Here is a 15,796-nt window from a genome sequence, read left to right as displayed (position 1 = left end):
GCGGGTCGCGCCCGGGCCGGCCGGGGCGGGGAGGCCATATCATCGGGTGACGTGCGCATAGCCCTCATCGACTCCGGTATCGGAATGCTGTCCACCGCCGCCGCGCTCCGCACGGCCCGCCCGGACGCCGACCTGATCCTGTCCATGGACCCCGACCACATGCCGTGGGGGCCCCGGACGCCCGAGGACATCATCGGCCGGGTACTGGCCGGGGCCCGCGCCGCGGCGGCGCTGGAGCCCGACGCGATCGTGGTGCCGTGCAACACCGCGTCGGTGAACGGCCTGGTGGCGCTGCGCGCCGAGTTCGAACCGGGCACCCCGGTGATCGGGACGGTCCCGCCGATCAAGCCGGCCGCCGAGCGCGGCGCCCCGATCGCGGTGTGGGCCACCCGGGCCACCACCGCCAGCCGCTACCAGCAGGACCTGATCGACCGGTTCGCCCCGGGCGGCGAGGTCGCCGCGGTGGCCTGCCTCGGGCTGGCCGAGGCGGTGGAGTCGGCCGACCCCGGGGCGATCGCGTCGGCGGTGGCCTACGCCGCCGAGCGCACCCCGGCCGGGGTGCGCGGCGTGGTCCTCGGCTGCACCCACTACGACCTGGTGGGCGCGGAGATCTCCGCGGCGCTCGGCGGCGGCCCCGCCCTGTTCACCGCGGCGCAGGCGGTCGCCGCCCAGGCGCTGCGCCGGATCGGCGCGGAGCCCGCCCCCGGGGCCCGGCGCACCGGCGCCGTCCGGGTGCTGTCCAGCGGCCGCCCGTCCGACCTGCCCAAGGCCGCCCTGGCCTACCCGGCCGGCGAGGTACTGGCCGAGCCCGCTCTTCCCGCCTGAGAGACCGTCGGGCATCCGGCCGGCCGCCCGGAACGCCCGGCAGCGGCCCGCCCCGTTGGTCTTGGAGTTGCGGGGGTATCAGGGCGCCCTGATACCCCCGCAACTCCAAGACCAACGGGGAAGGCGGGGTTCGGGGGCCCGGCGGCGCGCGGCCCGCAGCGGCCGCGGCTACGCCGAGCCCCCGAACCCCGCCTCTCCCGACCCGCGGCCGGACACCCCGGGCGACCGGCCGCATGCCCGACAGCCTCTGCGCCCGCGCCTCTCCTCCCGGCGGCGGGTCAGTTCGGGGTGGACGGGGTGAGCGCCGCCTCGGTGAGCGTGCGGACCAGGACCCGCACCCCGGCGGTGTCGTTGTCCTGCAGCAGGGTCTCCAGCAGGGAGAGCGCGGCGCGCTGGTCGCTGGGGGCGCGGCGGACCCGGGACCACTGCGGTTCGGCGGCGGTGTCGCCGAGCTTGAGCGTCCGCCCCACCTGCCCGAGGGCGCTGAGCAGGACGGAGTCGTCCGGGCGCTCGGTGCGGGCCGCGACGACCAGGTCGGCCTGGCGCTCGGGGTCGACCGTCTCCCTGGGCTCCTTGCGCAGCTCGGCGACGAGGTCGGCGGCGCCGACCGGGAGGACCACCGGGGGCAGGCCGAGCACCAGGCCGCGGGCCTCGTCCAGGTCGGCGGCGAGCTCGTCGGAGCGGCGGATGCGCCCCAGCGCGCGCCGGGCCCGGGCCAGCGCGCTCTCCCCCACCCAGCGGGCGCCGCGCGCGGCGGCCAGCCGGGCCGCGGTCAGCGAGAGCTGCGCGCACCGGCGGTCCGCGCCGACCCGCTCGGCATAGCGGGACCAGGTGGTCAGGGCCACCCCGGTCTTCCAGTCGTTGGCCAGCGCGCCCTGGGCGGCGAGGTCCTCGGCCGCGTCGGTCCAGGCCTTGCGGAGCCGCGGGTGGGCGTCGGCCTCGGTGGCGTCGGGCAGCGCGGCCGCCGCCTCCTCGGCCGGCTTCAGCCCGGCCCGGGAGAGCCAGGCCAGCAGGCGGGCGCGCTCGAACCGGAGCCGCCGGGCCGCGGCGGTGCGCGCCGTCCCGGCCGGGACCGAGGCCAGCGCCCCCTCCTCCAGCCGCTCCAGCACGAGCAGCGCGTCGGTGTACCGGTCCTGGTAGCGGAGCGCGCGCACATAGGCGAAGCCGTACTCCATGCCGACCTCGGCGCCGGCCCCGCGGATCTCCTCGGCGCGCAGGTCCAGCTCGCGGACGGCCTCCTCGGGGCGCTCGTCGTCGATGAGCATGTCGGCGTGCGCGACGACCAGCGCCTCCCAGGCCGGGTGGCCCGGACCGGAGTGCGCCATGGCCTCGGCGAGCAGCGCGGTCCGGTCCGCGGTGCGGCCGGGGCCGTCGATGTTGGCGTAGCAGTCCAGGACGTTCTGCGCGGCGCACGACGCCGGGCCGCAGGAGGCCGCGGCGTCGTCGGCGTCCTCGGCCTCGCCGTGCGCGGCGACCAGCGCCTCCTCGGCGGCGGCGAGCGCCGTGGTCCCCTCCCCGCGGTGGCCGACCCGCGCGGCCAGCGGCCAGTGCCTGAAGTAGCCCTCCAGCCAGACCGGGAGGAAGCCGTCGGCCTCGCGCAGCGCGCGCAGGGCCGACGGCAGCACCGTGCGGATCCGCTCGGTCTCCCCTTCGGCGGCCAGCAGCGGCAGCCGCACCACCGCGTCGGCCAGCTCCGGACGCTCCTCTTCGCGGAAGCGCCGCGCCGTCTCGGCCACCCACGTCCACAGAGTCACGACGAGCGACCCCCTCTCCCCTATCGGCCACCGAACGTAGCAGCGCGGTCACTCCGGTGTGCGGGAAATGCGAAAAGTCCCGTCGCACCGGGCGGATAGACTCCTTTGCAAGGGCCGAGCACGACGCCCGAGTACCGCACGGCGGCACCACGGCGTGAACGGGAGCACGACGCACATGGGATGGCGAGACCGGTTCGGACTCCGCAGGGCGCGGCGGCGCGGCAAGGCCCGCTTCGACCGCCCGGCCGAGGACTCCGATGTGAAGGCGCTGATCGATTTCGCCCGGTCCAGGACGGGCGTGGAGTTCTACGTCGAGCCGGAGACGTTCGCCACCGGGACCACCGCGGTGGGCGTCGCGCACGACGGGGAGTGGACCCGGCGCCGGGTCGGGTCCCCCGACGTGATCCGCAAGGTGGCGCGGAAGCTGGCGGTCCCCGTCTACGATGTCCTGGTCGTCGGTTATCCCAAGCGGATGCGCGAGTGGACCGCTCGGAACAAGCGCGGGCTCTCCCTGGACGACTGAGCCTCCGGGTGCGGACGGCCGCTCCTCTCAGCGGGTTCACAGCCGGGGCGGGCAGGGTGGCCTCCACCGCGCGGCCGGCCGGGGCGGGCCCCGGAACCGGACGCGGGCCCCGACGGCCCGGCCGCTTCCCGGCGCGGCCGGGCGACCCGACAGACTGAGGAGGAAGCGCTCCCTTCCGCCCGCGGGGCGGGAGTCTCCGCGCCAACGCACCCATGACCCATCCTGACAAGACCGGCATGCCGTCGTGGCTGCCGCGCGCGATGATGCTCGCGGTGTGGACCGTCATCGGCTTCGCCGTCGCCGGATGGCTCTTCTTCCAGCTGCGCGGCCTGCTGGTGCTGCTGCTCATCTCGCTCTTCCTCGCCCTGGCGCTGGAGCCCGCGGTCAACTGGCTGCACCGGCACCGCTGGCCGCGCGGGCTGGCCACCGGCGCGGTGATGCTGGCCGCGCTGGGCGTGCTCGCGGTGTTCGTCTCGGTGCTCGGGTCGATGCTGGTCGGCCAGGTGCTGGAGTTCGCCGTGCAGATCCCGGCGATGAGCCGGGCCCTGCTGAGCTGGGTCAACAGCACCTTCAACGCCGACTTCCAGCCGGAGATCCTGCTCGCCGAGCTGACCGACGTCAGCGGCCAGCTCAACCAGTGGGCCTCCAGCGCGGCGGAGAACGCCTGGGGCGCCGGGACCGCGCTGCTCCTGCTCCTCTTCAACGGGCTGACGGTGGCGCTGTTCACCTTCTACCTGACCGCCGACGGGCCGCGGTTCCGGCGCACCATCTGCTCGGTGCTGCCGCCCCGCACGCAGAGCGAGGTGCTGCGGGCCTGGGAGATCGCGATCGACAAGACCGGCGGCTACATCTACTCCCGCGCCCTGCTCGCGCTGATCTCCACCGCAGCCCACTTCGCGGCGCTGGTCGTGCTGGACGTGGACTACGCGTTCGCGCTGGCGCTGTGGGTCGGCGTGCTCTCCCAGTTCATCCCGACCGTCGGCACCTACATCGGCGGGGCGCTCCCGGTGGTGGTGGCGCTGATCGGCGGCCCGTTCCCGGCGCTGTGGATGCTCGTGTTCATCACCGTCTACCAGCAGTTCGAGAACTACGTGCTGCAGCCCCGGATCACCGCCCGGACGCTGGACATGCACCCGGCCGTGGCGTTCGGCGCGGTGCTGGCCGGGGCGGCGGTGCTGGGCGCCCCCGGCGCGCTGCTCGCGCTGCCCGCGGGCGCCAGCCTCCAGGCGTTCCTCAGCGTGTACATCAAGCGCTACGAGGTGGCCGAGCACCCGCTGCTCGAAGGGACCGAGGAGGAGCGCCGGGCCGCCGGGGAGCCCGCCGGCGGGGCGGAGCCGGCCCCCGGCGACCGGCCGGCGGAGGGGTCCGGAGGCGGCTCCGGGAAGGCCGCGGGCGGCGGTCCGGCGGGGAAGGCCGGGAAGGCCGCGGAGGGCCCGTGACGCCCGGGCTCTGGCGCCCGGCCCCGGATGGAGGGCAAGCTATCTCACAGCGGCGCCGGAAGGTGTGGACCGCCAGGTGCGATTCGGGTAATACGCGGCTTTTTGGCCATTGATCGGCACAAGTTTGAAGCATCTCGCCGATCAGGGCGGTTCCCTTACCGGCCGCTTCCATCGCATACTCCCCTGGGAGGGGGACTGAGGAATGAAGCGGGATCTCACGGCCTTGTGCTGCGAATGCGGCCAGAGCCGCCAGGTGAGCGACTACCAGGGCACCGGCGAGGCGCAGTCCGCCTACGGCCTGGCCCGGTGCGTCGTCCGGCGCCTCTGCCGCGTCTGCGGCCATCGCACCTACCACGCCTACCTGCGCGACGACGCCGACCGCGACGAGCTCGAAGAGGCCCTGAAGCTGGACGACGCGATGGCCGGGGAGGCCTTGGAGGAGGAGATCCAGCAGCTCCGTCTCTGCGACGTCGAGATCGGGCACGCCCCGGTGCCGGCCGTCTGGGACGGCCAGCCCGTCGGGATGGTGACCCAGCGGCTCGCGGACCGCTCCTACTCGGTGGTCCTGGACCCGGCCGCCTCGGTGGTCGCCCGGCTGAAACTGATCGACCTGGTCTGGAACGAGCTGACCACCGGCGGGCACGAGGAGCGCTGGCAGTTCCAGCCGGGCGAGGACGAGGAGTCGCCCGGGTACGCGGTCCGGCTCTTCGGCTACCGGCTGCGCCGCTAGAGCGCCGGCGGGAGGCCGGCGGCGCGGGCGGGCGCAGGGAAGCGCCCCGCCAGCCGCGCCGACCGCTCCTCTTCCGACGGCTCTGATACCGCCCCCGGCCGGTGGCCGCGGGCCGCCGACCGCCCCATCAGCCGCCCTCCGGCCCGGAGACGGCCGCCCTCCGCAAACGCACCTCGGCACCTGCGGCGATCGCAGGCGCGCGAGGCCCTCTCCGCCCCTGCGCCCGGCCGGTGCTCTCCCCCTCTGAACCCGCGCGCGGCAGCCGGACGGATCACCGCGCGGACCGCGGCCCGGCGCGGGCGCTCTGCCCGCACGCGGCCCCGTCTCCCGCTCCTCGTCCGAGCCGCTCGCTCCCGGCCTGATCCGGCGCGCGCGGACCGGAGGGCGCACGGCCGCCGGGCGGACCGGATGCGACGGCGCCGTAGAGCGGGCGGACCGCTCAGAGTCCCGGGACCGGCCCGCCTCACCCGATCCGCCGGACGCCCCCGCTCAGAAGGGCGCACGGTGCGCAGACCGGATGGGAGCGGGCATCGGGGCGCGGGCGGGCTCCCCGGCCGCTCCGGCCGGGCCGTCAGCCCGCCGCGGCGGCGGGCTCCCGCTCCGCGGCGAGGGCGTCGAGGCGGCGGAGCGCGCCCCGGGCCACCTCCGGGTCCCCGGTCTCCCAGTAGGGCGGCAGCGAGGAGCGCAGGAAGCCGCCGTACCTGGCGGTGGCCAGCCGCGGGTCGAGCACCGCGATCACGCCCCGGTCCCCGGTGGAGCGCAGCAGCCGGCCGGTGCCCTGGGCCAGCAGCAGCGCGGCGTGCGTGGCCGCCACCGCCATGAACCCGTTGCCGCCGTGCGCGCCGATGGAGCGCTGCCGCGCCGAGGCCAGCGGGTCGTCCGGCCTCGGGAAGGGGATCCGGTCCACGATGACCAGCTGCAGCGAGGGCCCGGGCACGTCCACCCCCTGCCAGAGCGAGAGGGTGCCGAACAGGCAGCTCTGCTCGTCCGCGGCGAACCGCTCCACCAGCTGCCCGGTGGAGTCCTCGCCCTGGCACAGGACCGGGACGTCCAGCCGCTCGCGCATCTCCTCCGCCGCGGCGGAGGCGGCCCGCATCGAGGAGAACAGCCCCAGGGTGCGCCCGCCGGCCGCCCCGATCAGCTCCTCGATCTCCTTCAGGTACCGCTCGTCCAGCCCGTCCCGGCCGGGCGGCGGCAGGTGCCGGGCCACGTAGAGGATGCCGCTGCGCCGGTGGTCGAAGGGGGAGCCGACGTCCAGCCCGCGCCAGCGCGGCTCGCCCGCCGCGGTGTCGGCGTCGCCGCGCCGCTCCGCCCCGTCCGCGTCCTCCCCGCCGCCGTCCGGGCCGGGGTCCCCGGTGTCGGTCCGCCGGCCCAGGCCCCACTGCGCGGCCAGCGCGCCGAAGCCCCCGCCCAGGGCGAGGGTGGCCGAGGTGAGCACGGTGGTGCGGTCGCCGAAGAGCTTCTCCCGGAGCAGCCCGCCGACGCCGAGCGGGGCGACGTGCAGGGCGGGCGGGGTGTGCGGCCCCTTGGCCAGCCACACCACCGAGGTCCGGTCGCGCAGCGGCGGCTCGAAGGACTCCAGCAGCCGGACCGCGGCGTCGTGCACCTCCTCCAGGGCGGCCAGGGTGCGGCGGCGGGCCGCGGTGGTGTCCGCGTCGCCCTCGGCGCTGACCGCCTTGACCGCGGTGATGCAGGAGTGCGCGGTGTCGCGGACCGCGGCGACCGCGCCGGCCAGCCCTTCGTCGATGTGGTCCAGCCGGCCGGGGTCCAGGTCGGCGACCATCAGGGCGAGCCCGTCGGCGGCCTCGCCGAGCCGCTCGGTGGTGTCCGGCTCGACCAGGCGCGCGGCGCGCTTGGCGGCGGCCGAGACGGCCCGGTCGCCCAGCGCGGCGGTGGCCACCGAGGTGACCCGGTCGACCAGCTCGTGGGCCTCGTCCACGACCAGCACCGGGTGGTCGGGGAGGATGTGGTAGCCCTGCATGGCGTCGATGGCGAGCAGGGCGTGGTTGGTGACCACGATGTCGGCCTCGCCGGCCGCCTCGCGGGCCAGCTCGGCGAAGCACTCCTGGCCGAAGGGGCAGGCCGCGGCGCCGATGCACTCGTTCCCGGCCACCGAGACCTGGCGCCAGGCGAGGTCGCCGACGCCGGGGGCGAGGTCGTCCCGGTCGCCGGTCCCGGTCTCCTCCGCCCACTCGTGCAGCCGCTTCACCTGGCGCCCCATCGCGGAGAGCCGGCGCGGGTCGAAGAGCTCGGCCTCGGGGTCCTCGGCGGCCTCCCCGGCGCCGCTCAGCTTCTGCCGGCACAGGTAGTTCCGGCGGCCCTTGAGGATCGCGAAGGTCGGCTCGCGGCCGAGCAGCGGCGCCAGCGCCGCGGCCAGCCGGGGCAGGTCCCGCTCGATCAGCTGGCGCTGCAGCGCGAGGGTGGCGGTGGAGACCACGACGGTGGCCTCTTCGGCGAGGGCGTGGCGGATGGCCGGTACCAGGTAGGCCAGCGACTTCCCGGTTCCGGTGCCGGCCTGCACCACGAGGTGCTCCTGGGCGGCGACGGCGTCGGAGACGGCCGCGGCCATCTCCGCCTGGCCCTCGCGCCGGGTGCCGCCCAGGGCGGTGACGGCCGCGTCCAGCAGGGTCTCGACATCGGGGAGTTCAGGCACGCATGCGACAGTACCGCTCCCGCGGGACGGGCGGGGACCGCTCCGCGGGGCGCTGTGGACGGCCGCCCGCGCCCGTCCGGGCCGGGCCTCACTTGGGCTCGGTGGTGGTCTCCAGCTCGTCGTGGAGGAAGCAGTAGTGGTCGCGCACGTCCCTGCCGTCGGAGAGCGGGGTCGTGAAGCTCCAGGCCGCGTCGACCAGGTCCCGGTCGCCGGTGCGCAGGTGCCAGTAGCGGGCCCGGCCCTTGTACGGGCAGTGGTGGTCGGTGCCGCTGGGGACGAGCAGGTCGGTGCGGACGTCGTCGGCCGGGATGTAGTAGCGGTTGGGCAGACCGGTCTCGGAGAGCACCCTGGCATTCCCGCTCAGCGCGACGACCTGGTCGCCGTGGCGGACCCGGACCAGCACGCTCGCCGGCCGGGTGTCCACCCGGTGGTAGGGGTCCCGCAGGTGGGCGTGGACCTCCTCCTCTTCGTCGAACCAGGAGTCGGCGGCGTCCCAGTAGAGCGAGGAGAGGCCGCGCAGCCAGGACGCCTCCGGGCGGGGGTCGGGGTAGGCCCAGACCGCGTTCTCCGCGGTGCGCCCGCCGACGGTGAGGTGCCAGTAGGCGGCGTCCCCCTTGTAGGGGCAGTGCGTGGTGTGGTCGCTGGGGGTGAGGCTGCCGCCGCGCAGGTCCTCGGCGGGCACGTAGAGCTGCGGCATCAGGCCGGTCTCGTGCAGCAGGTGGCCCCGGACCGTGTCGAGCACGGCGGTGCCGGCCAGCACCGCCCGCACCCGGCGCGGGAACGGCTGCATGAACAGCGCGTGCCGCGGCGCCGAGAGGGTGTAGTTCACCGTTTCGGGCGCGTTCTTGCTGAGCGGACCGCCGCCGAAGGTCAGTGACATCCCGGTCTCCCCCGTCGTCTCCGTGGCCGTCGGCGGTGGTTATGCCCAGGCCCGCCCCTTCTCTACCGGCCTGCGGCGAGCCGGCGGGCGTCCCGCTCCGGGCGGGTGAAGACCACCGCGACGGCGCCGCAGACCAGGGTGAGCCCGCCCCAGAACATCAGCCCGGTGTCCAGGCCCGCCGCCTGGGTGGCGCCGGCGTCGGCGAACAGCCCGGTGACCAGCGGGCCGATCACGCCGGCGATGCCGTAGACCGAGGCGTAGGCGCCCAGCACGCCGGCCCGCTTGCCGGTCGGGGCGATCTGCCCGATGACGGTGCTGCCCACCGGGAAGGCGATCAGCCCGAGGGCGCCGAGGATGCTCACTCCGAGCTTGAGCGGGACCAGCGGCAGCAGCACGAACCCGAACAGCGAGACCCCGGCGACCAGCAGGCACACCCCGCCGAGCACGCCGCGCGCGCCCCTGCTGGTCACACCCCGGCCCATCAGCGCCTTGATCAGGAAGGCCAGCCCGATGTAGACGCAGAGCACGGTGAAGAGCTGGCTGGCCATCAGGTAGAGGCTGGTCTGGTGCTCGGTGAGGCCCAGCACGTTCTGCACGTAGAGCGGCATGAAGGCGAGCTTGACCGAGATGCCCCAGTTGGCGGCGAACGCGGCCAGGGAGACCGCGATGAAGGTGGGGGTGCGCACGATCCGCCAGAAGCCGGGCTCCGCCGCGGGGGCCGCCGCCCGCTCCGGGCCGGCCGGACCGGCCTCGGGCCCGCCCCGCTTCGCCCCCTCCGCCCCGGTGGCGCCGGTGAGCGGCCCCTCCCTGCCGATGAGCAGCCACACCGCGCACCAGGCGATGCTGGCCAGACCGGAGCCGAGGAACGCCGCCCGCCAGCCGTGCTCGACGATCAGCCAGGTCAGCACGGGGGCGCCGATCAGGACGCCGAGCGAGCCGCCGGCCGACAGCAGCGAGCTGGCCAGGCTCCGGTCGGCCTCCCGGAGCCACTTGAAGGCGGCGTGGTTGACCAGCCCGTAGGTGGGCCCCTCCGAGGCGCCGAGCAGGATGCGGGAGAACAGGATCATGCCGAGCCCGGCGGCGAAGACCATGGAGATCTGGGCGACGCCCCACAGCACCGCGATGACGCCCAGCAGCCGGGTGGCCGGGGCCTTGTTCGCGTAGAACCCCACGGCCAGGGTGGCGATGAAGAAGGGCACGTAGAAGATGCTGTTGGCGAAGCCGTACTGGGTCGCGGTGAGCCCGAACTCCTCGATCACCGGGTTGGCCGCGAGGCCGAACGCCAGCTTGTCCGCGTAGTTGAGGCCCATCAGGATGACGAGCATCCCGACGATGACCCAGGCCCGCGGGGAGCCGGGGACCCCTTCGCCGCGAGCCGCCGCGGCCGGTCCGGAGGTGCGCAGTGCCATGCGGGACCCTTCCTCGCTCCAACGTTCCTAACAGCGTTCGGTTAGAGTGGTGCGAGTCACACTAGAGTCGGCCGCCCGCCCGGACAACCCCCTACCGACCGGTAGGAATGTGCCCGTGCCGCCGTTTCCGGAGAGCCGCCGGAGCCGTCCGGCGCGGCCCCCGTAGCATCGGGCCCATGGAGGCGGCAACGGGTGGCGACCGGTCGGAACTGCGCCGGATCAGCGGGGAGGCCGCGGTGCTCGGCGGCGCCGCCTACGCGATCCTGATGCAGGTGAGCCACCCCGGGGTGGGGCAGGGCGTCGCCGACCACAGCGACTTCGCGCAGCGCCCGCTGGACCGGCTGCGCGCCACGCTGACCTTCGTCTACACCATGGCCGTGGGGACCCCCGAGGAGGTGGACCGGGTGTCCCGCACCGTCCGGGCGGCGCACGGCCGGGTCCGCGGCCCCGGCTACGACGCCCGCGACCCCGACCTCCAGATCTGGGTCGCGGCCACCCTGTACGAGGGCGGCCTCCGGCTCTACGAGACCGCGATGGGACCGCTGCCGCCGGAGCGCAGGGAGGCCGCCTACCGGCAGGCCGCGGTGTACGCCACCGCGCTGGGCTGCCCGGCGGACCGCTGGCCGCCGACCCGGGACGACTTCGAGCGCTACTGGTCCGACTCGGTCTCCGCGCTCCGCCCCGGCGAGGCCGCCCGCGGCATCGCCCGCGACCTGTTCCACCCCCGCAACCCGCTGCTGGTGCCGCCGGTGCGGCTGCAGCGGTTCCTCGCCGCGGGCCTGCTCCCCGCGCACGTGCGCGACGGGCTGGGCCTGCCCTGGGGGCCGCGCTCGCAGCGCCGCTTCGACCGGCTCACCGCCGTGGTCCGCGCCGTCTACCCGCGGCTCCCGCTCCGGGTGCGCACCGCCCCCATGGCGCTGTGCATGTGGGACATGCGCCGCCGGGCCGCCCGCGGCGGCCGCCTGCGGCGCACCGCGCCGCCGTCGGCGAGGAGCCGGGCCCGTTCCCGGCGCCGCCGGCGGTGAACGCGGTGCCGTGGGCCGGCTCGCTGAAGGGGGACGGCTGCTCCTCGGAGGAGCTGAAGGCCTGCAACGAGTCGCGGAAGATCCTCGGCCACCCGGACCTGCGGGCCGCCGCCACCTGCGTGCGCGTCCCGGTGGTCACCACGCACGCGCTGACCGTGCACGCCGCCTTCGCCCAGGAGTTCACCCAGGGCCGACCCGACGCAGCGGAAGGAGCCCCGCCCCACCGAGGGCGTTGATCTTGGACTCATCGACCGGTCGAGGACCGCTCGCCGGTGCGGGCCCGCAGACCGGGACCGGTCGATGAGTCCAAGATCAACGGTGGGGGCCGCCGGTCAGGGGCGGCGGGGCGGGGTCAGTCGTCTCCGGAGGCCGAGGAGCGGGAGCGGCCCAGGTAGAGCGCGGCGGCGCCGGCCGCGAGCGAGGCCAGGCCGGTGGCGGCCATCCCGATCAGGGCCTGGCCGGTGACCGGCAGCCTGCCGCCGCCACCGCCGGTCGACGCGTCGGGGTCCAGGGCGAGGCCGTCCGTGCCGGGCGTCCCGGTCGGGCTCTGCGGTCCCGATGAGGGGCTCGGAGAGGCGCCGCCGCCCGGCCCGGTGGAACCGGTGCCGCCGCCCGGCTCGGTGGAGCGGTCGCCGGTACCGCCGGGGCCCTCGGTCCCGGGCTCCTCCCCGGGCCGCTCCCCGCCGCGGTCCCCGCCGCCGGTCTCCTCCGGCGAGGGCTCCGTCCGCGGGGCGTGCTCGGGGCCGGGGGCCGGCCGCGGGCTGGGTTCGGTCCCCCCGCCCCCGTCCTCGGGCGGGGAGGGCTCGGTCAGCACCCGGCCGCCGTGCACGCCCGTCCCGGCCAGGTCGACCCGGTAGGTGCCGCTGACGTCCGCCGCCTCCCCCTGCTCCGCGCCGCCGGCCGCGGCGACGTCGAACTGCAGGGTGAGGCCGGCCCAGGCCGCGGTGGCGGTCTCGCCGCCCTCCGGCAGGCCGTGCTCCGAGGCCCGCGCGGTGAGGTCCACCCGGACCGGGCCCGCGGGGCCCTCGGCGGTGAAGGTCCGCTCGACCGCGCCGCCCTCGGCCGCTTCGAGGTCGATCGGCTCGCCGAGCACCTCCAGGCCGCGGACCTCCAGATCGGCCGCCGCGCCGCGCTCCTCGGTCCACCGGGCCCGGGACTCGACCGCCTCGACCGAGGCCAGGTCCTCGGCGCCGAAGGCCTCGGCCAGCCGCTGGGCCGGTTCGCCGCCGCCGGCGGCGGGCAGCAGGGCGCAGGCGGGGTCGAGGTGCGCGTCGGTGATCGAGGCGCGGGCGTTCAGCGCGGCGCCGTCGGCGGAGACCCTGCTGTAGGCGCGCTCGGGCGCGGACCGGAAGTGCCGGTCGCCCTCGGCGCCGTCGTTCGCGCCGTCCCAGTGCGCGGCGGCCGGGCCGCCGCCGTGGTCGGTCTCGACCTCGCCGATGGTGCCCATGCCGCACCATTCGACGGCGGCGATCCTGGCCGTTGCGGCGTGTTCCGCGCCGGCTCCGGGGGATGCGGAGCCCGCCGCGTCCGCGGCGGCCGGGGCGGCGGACGCCAGGGCGCCCGCGCAGCCGATCGCCGCCAAGGCGCGCACGATGGGACGGAACCGGGTGGGGGAACTCGGTGTCACGGTCGTCCTCGGCTCTGTCGGTGACGAAACGAATCTACCCTCCGCCCGGCACTCCCGGTAGTCCGCCCCTGCCTCCGCGGAGGGGGCGGCGGGCGCGCGGCGGTCCGCCCTTCTCCGAACCTCCCTGGAGAAACGGCCGGTATGCCTACCCGGATCCGCCGGGTTCCCGATCGGCCGCTATCGGCCACATCCGGCCGTTCCCGGCGCGGCGGGCCGGCCCCGGCCGGCGGTCAGTGCTCGGCGGGGAGCGGGACCAGGCCCGCGGCGGCCGCGGCCGGGTCGCCCGCGCAGACCGACTTGACCAGCGAGTACAGGCAGAGGTTGAGCGCCTCGTGCCGGGGGACCGAGGCCTGGTGGCAGTAGGCCCAGCCGGAGTAGAGGTGCCCCCAGAGCAGCTGCTGCGCCCAGAGCGGGCCGATCCGCCGGTCCATGCTCCCGTCCGCGTGGCCCCGCTCGACCAGCGCGTAGAGGGCCCGGTCGTACTCCCCCGGCTCCTCGGCCCACGCCAGGTCCTCGATGTCCTCGCCGCTCCCCCAGGCCAGCATGATGGCGTCGCGCAGCGGGAAGTACTCGGCCGCCAGGCGCACGAACGCCTCGGCCCCGGTCCCCTCGGCGGGGCGCGCCCGCTCGGTGGCCTCCCGGAGGACCTCGTCGGCGTGGTCGCCCAGGGCGGCCATCAGGTCGGAGCGCTCCGGGAAGTAGCGCTGCAGCGTGCTGCGGGCCACCCCGGCCGCCCGGGCGACATCGGAGAGCGGCGCCGCGGAGCGCTCGGCGAGCACGCTCACCGCCGCCTCCAGGATCGCCCGGCGGGTCCGCGCCCGCGTCCTCGTCTCTTCCTCCGCCGGAGCCCGTTTCACCATGGGCGCATGGTAGCCCCGTCGGTAATCGCTTGACAATAATCGGGCACTCATGACCTAATTTCGAACATGACCGCTTCAGTCCCGACACGTACCGACCCGTCCCATCCGCCCGGGCGCTTCCCCAACCTGCGGCTGCTCTGGTCCTTCCTCCGCCCGCACCGGCGGACCGTGCTGCTGGGCCTGGGGCTCGCCCTGGTCGGCTCCGCCCTGGAGCTGGCCACCCCGATGGTGACCAAGCTGCTGCTGGACAACCTCTCCGCCGACGCCGGCCTGCGCACCCCGATCCTGCTGCTGCTCGGGCTGCTGGTGGTCGGCGGCGCGGTGGGCATGTGGCACTGGATCCTGCTCGGCACCCTCGCCGAGCGGGTCGTCCTGGACGCCCGCGGCTCGCTGGTCCGGCGCTACTTCCGCGCCTCGCTGGTCCCGCTGACCCGGCGCAGCACCGGCGAGCTGGTCACCCGGGTCACCTCCGACACGGTGCTGCTCCGCGAGGCGGCCTCCGCCGGCGTGGTGGACCTGGTCAGCAGCGGCGCGCTGCTGGCCGGGACGCTCGTCATGATGGCCGTGCTGGACCTGCCGCTGTTCGGCGTGACCGCGGCCGCGGTGGCCGTGGTGGCGGTGCTGTTCCTGACCCTGATGCCGGCGATCGCCCGCGCCCAGGAGCGGGCCCAGGAGGCGCTCGGCCGGATGGGCGGCCTGCTGGACGGCTCGCTGCGGGCGATCCGCACGGTGAAGGCGGCCCGCGCCGAGCGGCGGATCACCGACCGGATCGGCGAGGACGCCGAGGCGGCGGCCCGGCACGGGATCAGCTCGGTCCGGCACGAGGCGGTCGCCTGGACCATCGCGGGCACCGGGATCCAGCTGGCGATCATCGCGATCCTCGGGGTGGGCGCGCTGCGGATCACCACCGGCGGCATCGAGGTGTCCACCCTGGTCGCCTTCCTGCTGTACGCGTTCACCCTGCTCGGCCCGGTCACCGAGCTCTCCCAGAGCGTGACCGCGCTGCAGGCCGGGGTGGCCGCGGCCAAGCGCATCCGGGAGACCGAGGCGCTGCCGCCGGAGCCCGGGGCCGAGCCCGGCACCGGCTCCGGGGACGCCCCGGAGGCCGCGGCGCGGCCGGGCGGCCCCGCCGGGGGCGGACCGGACCGGGCGCTGCTGGAGCTGCGCGGGGTCACCGCCCGGTACGCCCCCGGGTCCGAGCCCGCGCTGCGCGGGGTCGACCTCGCCGTCCCGGCCCGGGGGCACACCGCGATCGTCGGCCCCTCCGGCGCCGGCAAGACGACGGTGCTCTCCCTGCTGCTGCGCTTCGTCGAGCCCGAGGAGGGGCGGCTCTACCTGGACGGCGCCCCCTACTCCGGCCTCACCCCCGGCGAGGTGCGCGGCAGGTTCGCCTATGTCGAGCAGGACACCCCGGTGCTGCCCGGGACCATCCGGGAGAACCTGCTGTTCAGCCGGCCCGACGCCGGCGATGAGGAGATCCGGCGGGTGCTCGCCGAGGTCAGGCTGGCCGACAAGGTCGACGCGCTGGAGGAGGGGCTGGACACCCCGCTGGGCTCCGACTCGCTCTCCGGCGGCCAGCGGCAGCGGATCGCGCTCGCCCGCGCCCTGCTGCACGCCCCCGACGTACTGCTGCTCGACGAGGCGACCGCCCAGATCGACGCGATCACCGAGGCGGCCGTCACCCGCAGCGTGCGCCGGCACGCCGACCGCGCGGCGGTGGTGACCATCGCCCACCGGCTCTCCACCGTCATCAGCGCCGACCGGATCGTGGTGCTGGAGGCCGGCCGGGTCCGCGCCCAGGGCACCCACACCGAGCTGCTCCGCTCCGACGAGCTCTACCGGGACCTGGTCGCGGCCCTGCACATCGCCGAGGAGGAGAACGCCCCCGCCCGCGGCTGACCCGGGCACCGGAAGCGCGCGGCGCCCCCGCCGGGCGCGGAGCGGCGGGAGGCCGGCCGGTGCGGCACGCGAACCGGACCTGCGGCCCCGGAGTCCCTGCCCCGAACGGGGAACCGGGCCCTGGGAAGGGGACTGAAGGCGGTCGGTGTGCGCGGACCGACCCCCGGAACCG

General features: G+C 76.1%; 12 protein-coding genes and 1 pseudogene. 7 read left to right on the top strand and 6 right to left on the bottom strand.

The features are described 5' to 3' along the window. Nucleotides 1-84: 84 nt before the first annotated feature. A complete protein-coding gene (locus tag J0910_RS10275; RefSeq protein ID WP_420161943.1) occupies nucleotides 85-825 on the top strand; it encodes a glutamate racemase in 741 nt (246 codons plus the stop codon). A 278-nt stretch (nucleotides 826-1,103) separates the two neighbouring features. Here J0910_RS10275 and J0910_RS10270 read toward each other — a convergent pair whose 3' ends face one another. After that, nucleotides 1,104-2,579, bottom strand: coding sequence for a hypothetical protein (locus J0910_RS10270; protein WP_420158286.1), 1,476 nt, complete (start codon nucleotides 2,577-2,579; stop codon nucleotides 1,104-1,106). A 175-nt stretch (nucleotides 2,580-2,754) separates the two neighbouring features. On the opposite strand from J0910_RS10270, the gene J0910_RS10265 reads away from it, so the two are divergent. From J0910_RS10265 to J0910_RS10255, 3 genes are all read left to right on the top strand, one after another. After that, nucleotides 2,755-3,102 carry a hypothetical protein gene (locus tag J0910_RS10265; RefSeq protein WP_420158285.1) on the top strand — a complete coding sequence of 116 codons (348 nt, stop codon included), beginning with the start codon at nucleotides 2,755-2,757 and terminating at the stop codon, nucleotides 3,100-3,102. Between the two features lie 212 nt (nucleotides 3,103-3,314). Next, nucleotides 3,315-4,541: an AI-2E family transporter gene (locus J0910_RS10260; protein WP_420158284.1), complete on the top strand. Its 1,227-nt coding sequence runs from the start codon at nucleotides 3,315-3,317 to the stop codon at nucleotides 4,539-4,541. Nucleotides 4,542-4,743: 202 nt separating this feature from the next. Then, nucleotides 4,744-5,271, top strand: coding sequence for a DUF6315 family protein (locus J0910_RS10255; RefSeq protein WP_420158283.1), 528 nt, complete (start codon nucleotides 4,744-4,746; stop codon nucleotides 5,269-5,271). A gap of 571 nt (nucleotides 5,272-5,842) precedes the next feature. Here the strand turns inward: J0910_RS10255 and J0910_RS10250 are convergent. From J0910_RS10250 to J0910_RS10240, 3 genes are all read right to left on the bottom strand, one after another. Continuing rightward, entirely contained in the window at nucleotides 5,843-7,924 is a 2,082-nt protein-coding gene (locus tag J0910_RS10250; protein WP_420158282.1) for an ATP-dependent DNA helicase, read from the bottom strand. A gap of 88 nt (nucleotides 7,925-8,012) precedes the next feature. Next, nucleotides 8,013-8,804 (bottom strand): DUF427 domain-containing protein, encoded by a 792-nt coding sequence (locus J0910_RS10245; RefSeq protein WP_420158281.1) that lies wholly within the window; start codon nucleotides 8,802-8,804, stop codon nucleotides 8,013-8,015. Between the two features lie 62 nt (nucleotides 8,805-8,866). Continuing rightward, the gene (locus J0910_RS10240) at nucleotides 8,867-10,213 is read right to left on the bottom strand and encodes an MFS transporter (protein WP_420158280.1); all 1,347 of its coding nucleotides are present in this window, start codon (nucleotides 10,211-10,213) and stop codon (nucleotides 8,867-8,869) included. Nucleotides 10,214-10,389: 176 nt separating this feature from the next. On the opposite strand from J0910_RS10240, the gene J0910_RS10235 reads away from it, so the two are divergent. Both J0910_RS10235 and J0910_RS10230 read left to right on the top strand, forming a co-directional pair. Continuing rightward, on the top strand, nucleotides 10,390-11,238 hold the full coding sequence (locus J0910_RS10235; protein ID WP_420158279.1) for an oxygenase MpaB family protein: 849 nt from the start codon (nucleotides 10,390-10,392) through the stop codon (nucleotides 11,236-11,238). Then, nucleotides 11,187-11,417, top strand: a pseudogene (locus J0910_RS10230) (Asd/ArgC dimerization domain-containing protein); the annotation flags it as partial. The gene J0910_RS10235 and the pseudogene J0910_RS10230, both read left to right, overlap by 52 nt. A gap of 173 nt (nucleotides 11,418-11,590) precedes the next feature. On the opposite strand, the gene J0910_RS10225 reads toward J0910_RS10230, so the two are convergent. Further along, entirely contained in the window at nucleotides 11,591-12,865 is a 1,275-nt protein-coding gene (locus J0910_RS10225) for a hypothetical protein (protein ID WP_420158278.1), read from the bottom strand. Between the two features lie 230 nt (nucleotides 12,866-13,095). Then, a complete protein-coding gene (locus tag J0910_RS10220; RefSeq protein ID WP_420158277.1) occupies nucleotides 13,096-13,725 on the bottom strand; it encodes a TetR/AcrR family transcriptional regulator in 630 nt (209 codons plus the stop codon). Between the two features lie 132 nt (nucleotides 13,726-13,857). Between J0910_RS10220 and J0910_RS10215 the strand changes: the two genes are divergently transcribed. Beyond that, entirely contained in the window at nucleotides 13,858-15,624 is a 1,767-nt protein-coding gene (locus J0910_RS10215) for an ABC transporter ATP-binding protein (RefSeq protein WP_420161942.1), read from the top strand. The last annotated feature ends 172 nt before the right edge of the window (nucleotides 15,625-15,796 follow it).

Origin of the sequence: Nocardiopsis oceanisediminis, from assembly GCF_048595525.1 — a bacterium.
In the GTDB taxonomy this organism is placed as follows: domain Bacteria; phylum Actinomycetota; class Actinomycetes; order Streptosporangiales; family Streptosporangiaceae; genus Nocardiopsis_A; species Nocardiopsis_A oceanisediminis.
Note: the sequence above shows the minus strand (reverse complement) of the source record. Positions and strands in the feature narration are given on the sequence as shown.

What these genes read in the sequence shown, in the direction of transcription:
- J0910_RS10265 (WP_420158285.1), top strand. Translation starts at nt 2,755, where the DNA reads ATGGGATGGCGAGACCGGTTCGGACTCCGCAGGGCGCGGCGGCGCGGC.
- J0910_RS10245 (WP_420158281.1), bottom strand. Translation starts at nt 8,804, where the DNA reads ATGTCACTGACCTTCGGCGGCGGTCCGCTCAGCAAGAACGCGCCCGAA.
- J0910_RS10255 (WP_420158283.1), top strand. Translation starts at nt 4,744, where the DNA reads ATGAAGCGGGATCTCACGGCCTTGTGCTGCGAATGCGGCCAGAGCCGC.
- J0910_RS10240 (WP_420158280.1), bottom strand. Translation starts at nt 10,213, where the DNA reads ATGGCACTGCGCACCTCCGGACCGGCCGCGGCGGCTCGCGGCGAAGGG.
- J0910_RS10235 (WP_420158279.1), top strand. Translation starts at nt 10,390, where the DNA reads ATGGAGGCGGCAACGGGTGGCGACCGGTCGGAACTGCGCCGGATCAGC.
- J0910_RS10275 (WP_420161943.1), top strand. Translation starts at nt 85, where the DNA reads ATGCTGTCCACCGCCGCCGCGCTCCGCACGGCCCGCCCGGACGCCGAC.
- J0910_RS10260 (WP_420158284.1), top strand. Translation starts at nt 3,315, where the DNA reads ATGACCCATCCTGACAAGACCGGCATGCCGTCGTGGCTGCCGCGCGCG.
- J0910_RS10220 (WP_420158277.1), bottom strand. Translation starts at nt 13,725, where the DNA reads ATGGTGAAACGGGCTCCGGCGGAGGAAGAGACGAGGACGCGGGCGCGG.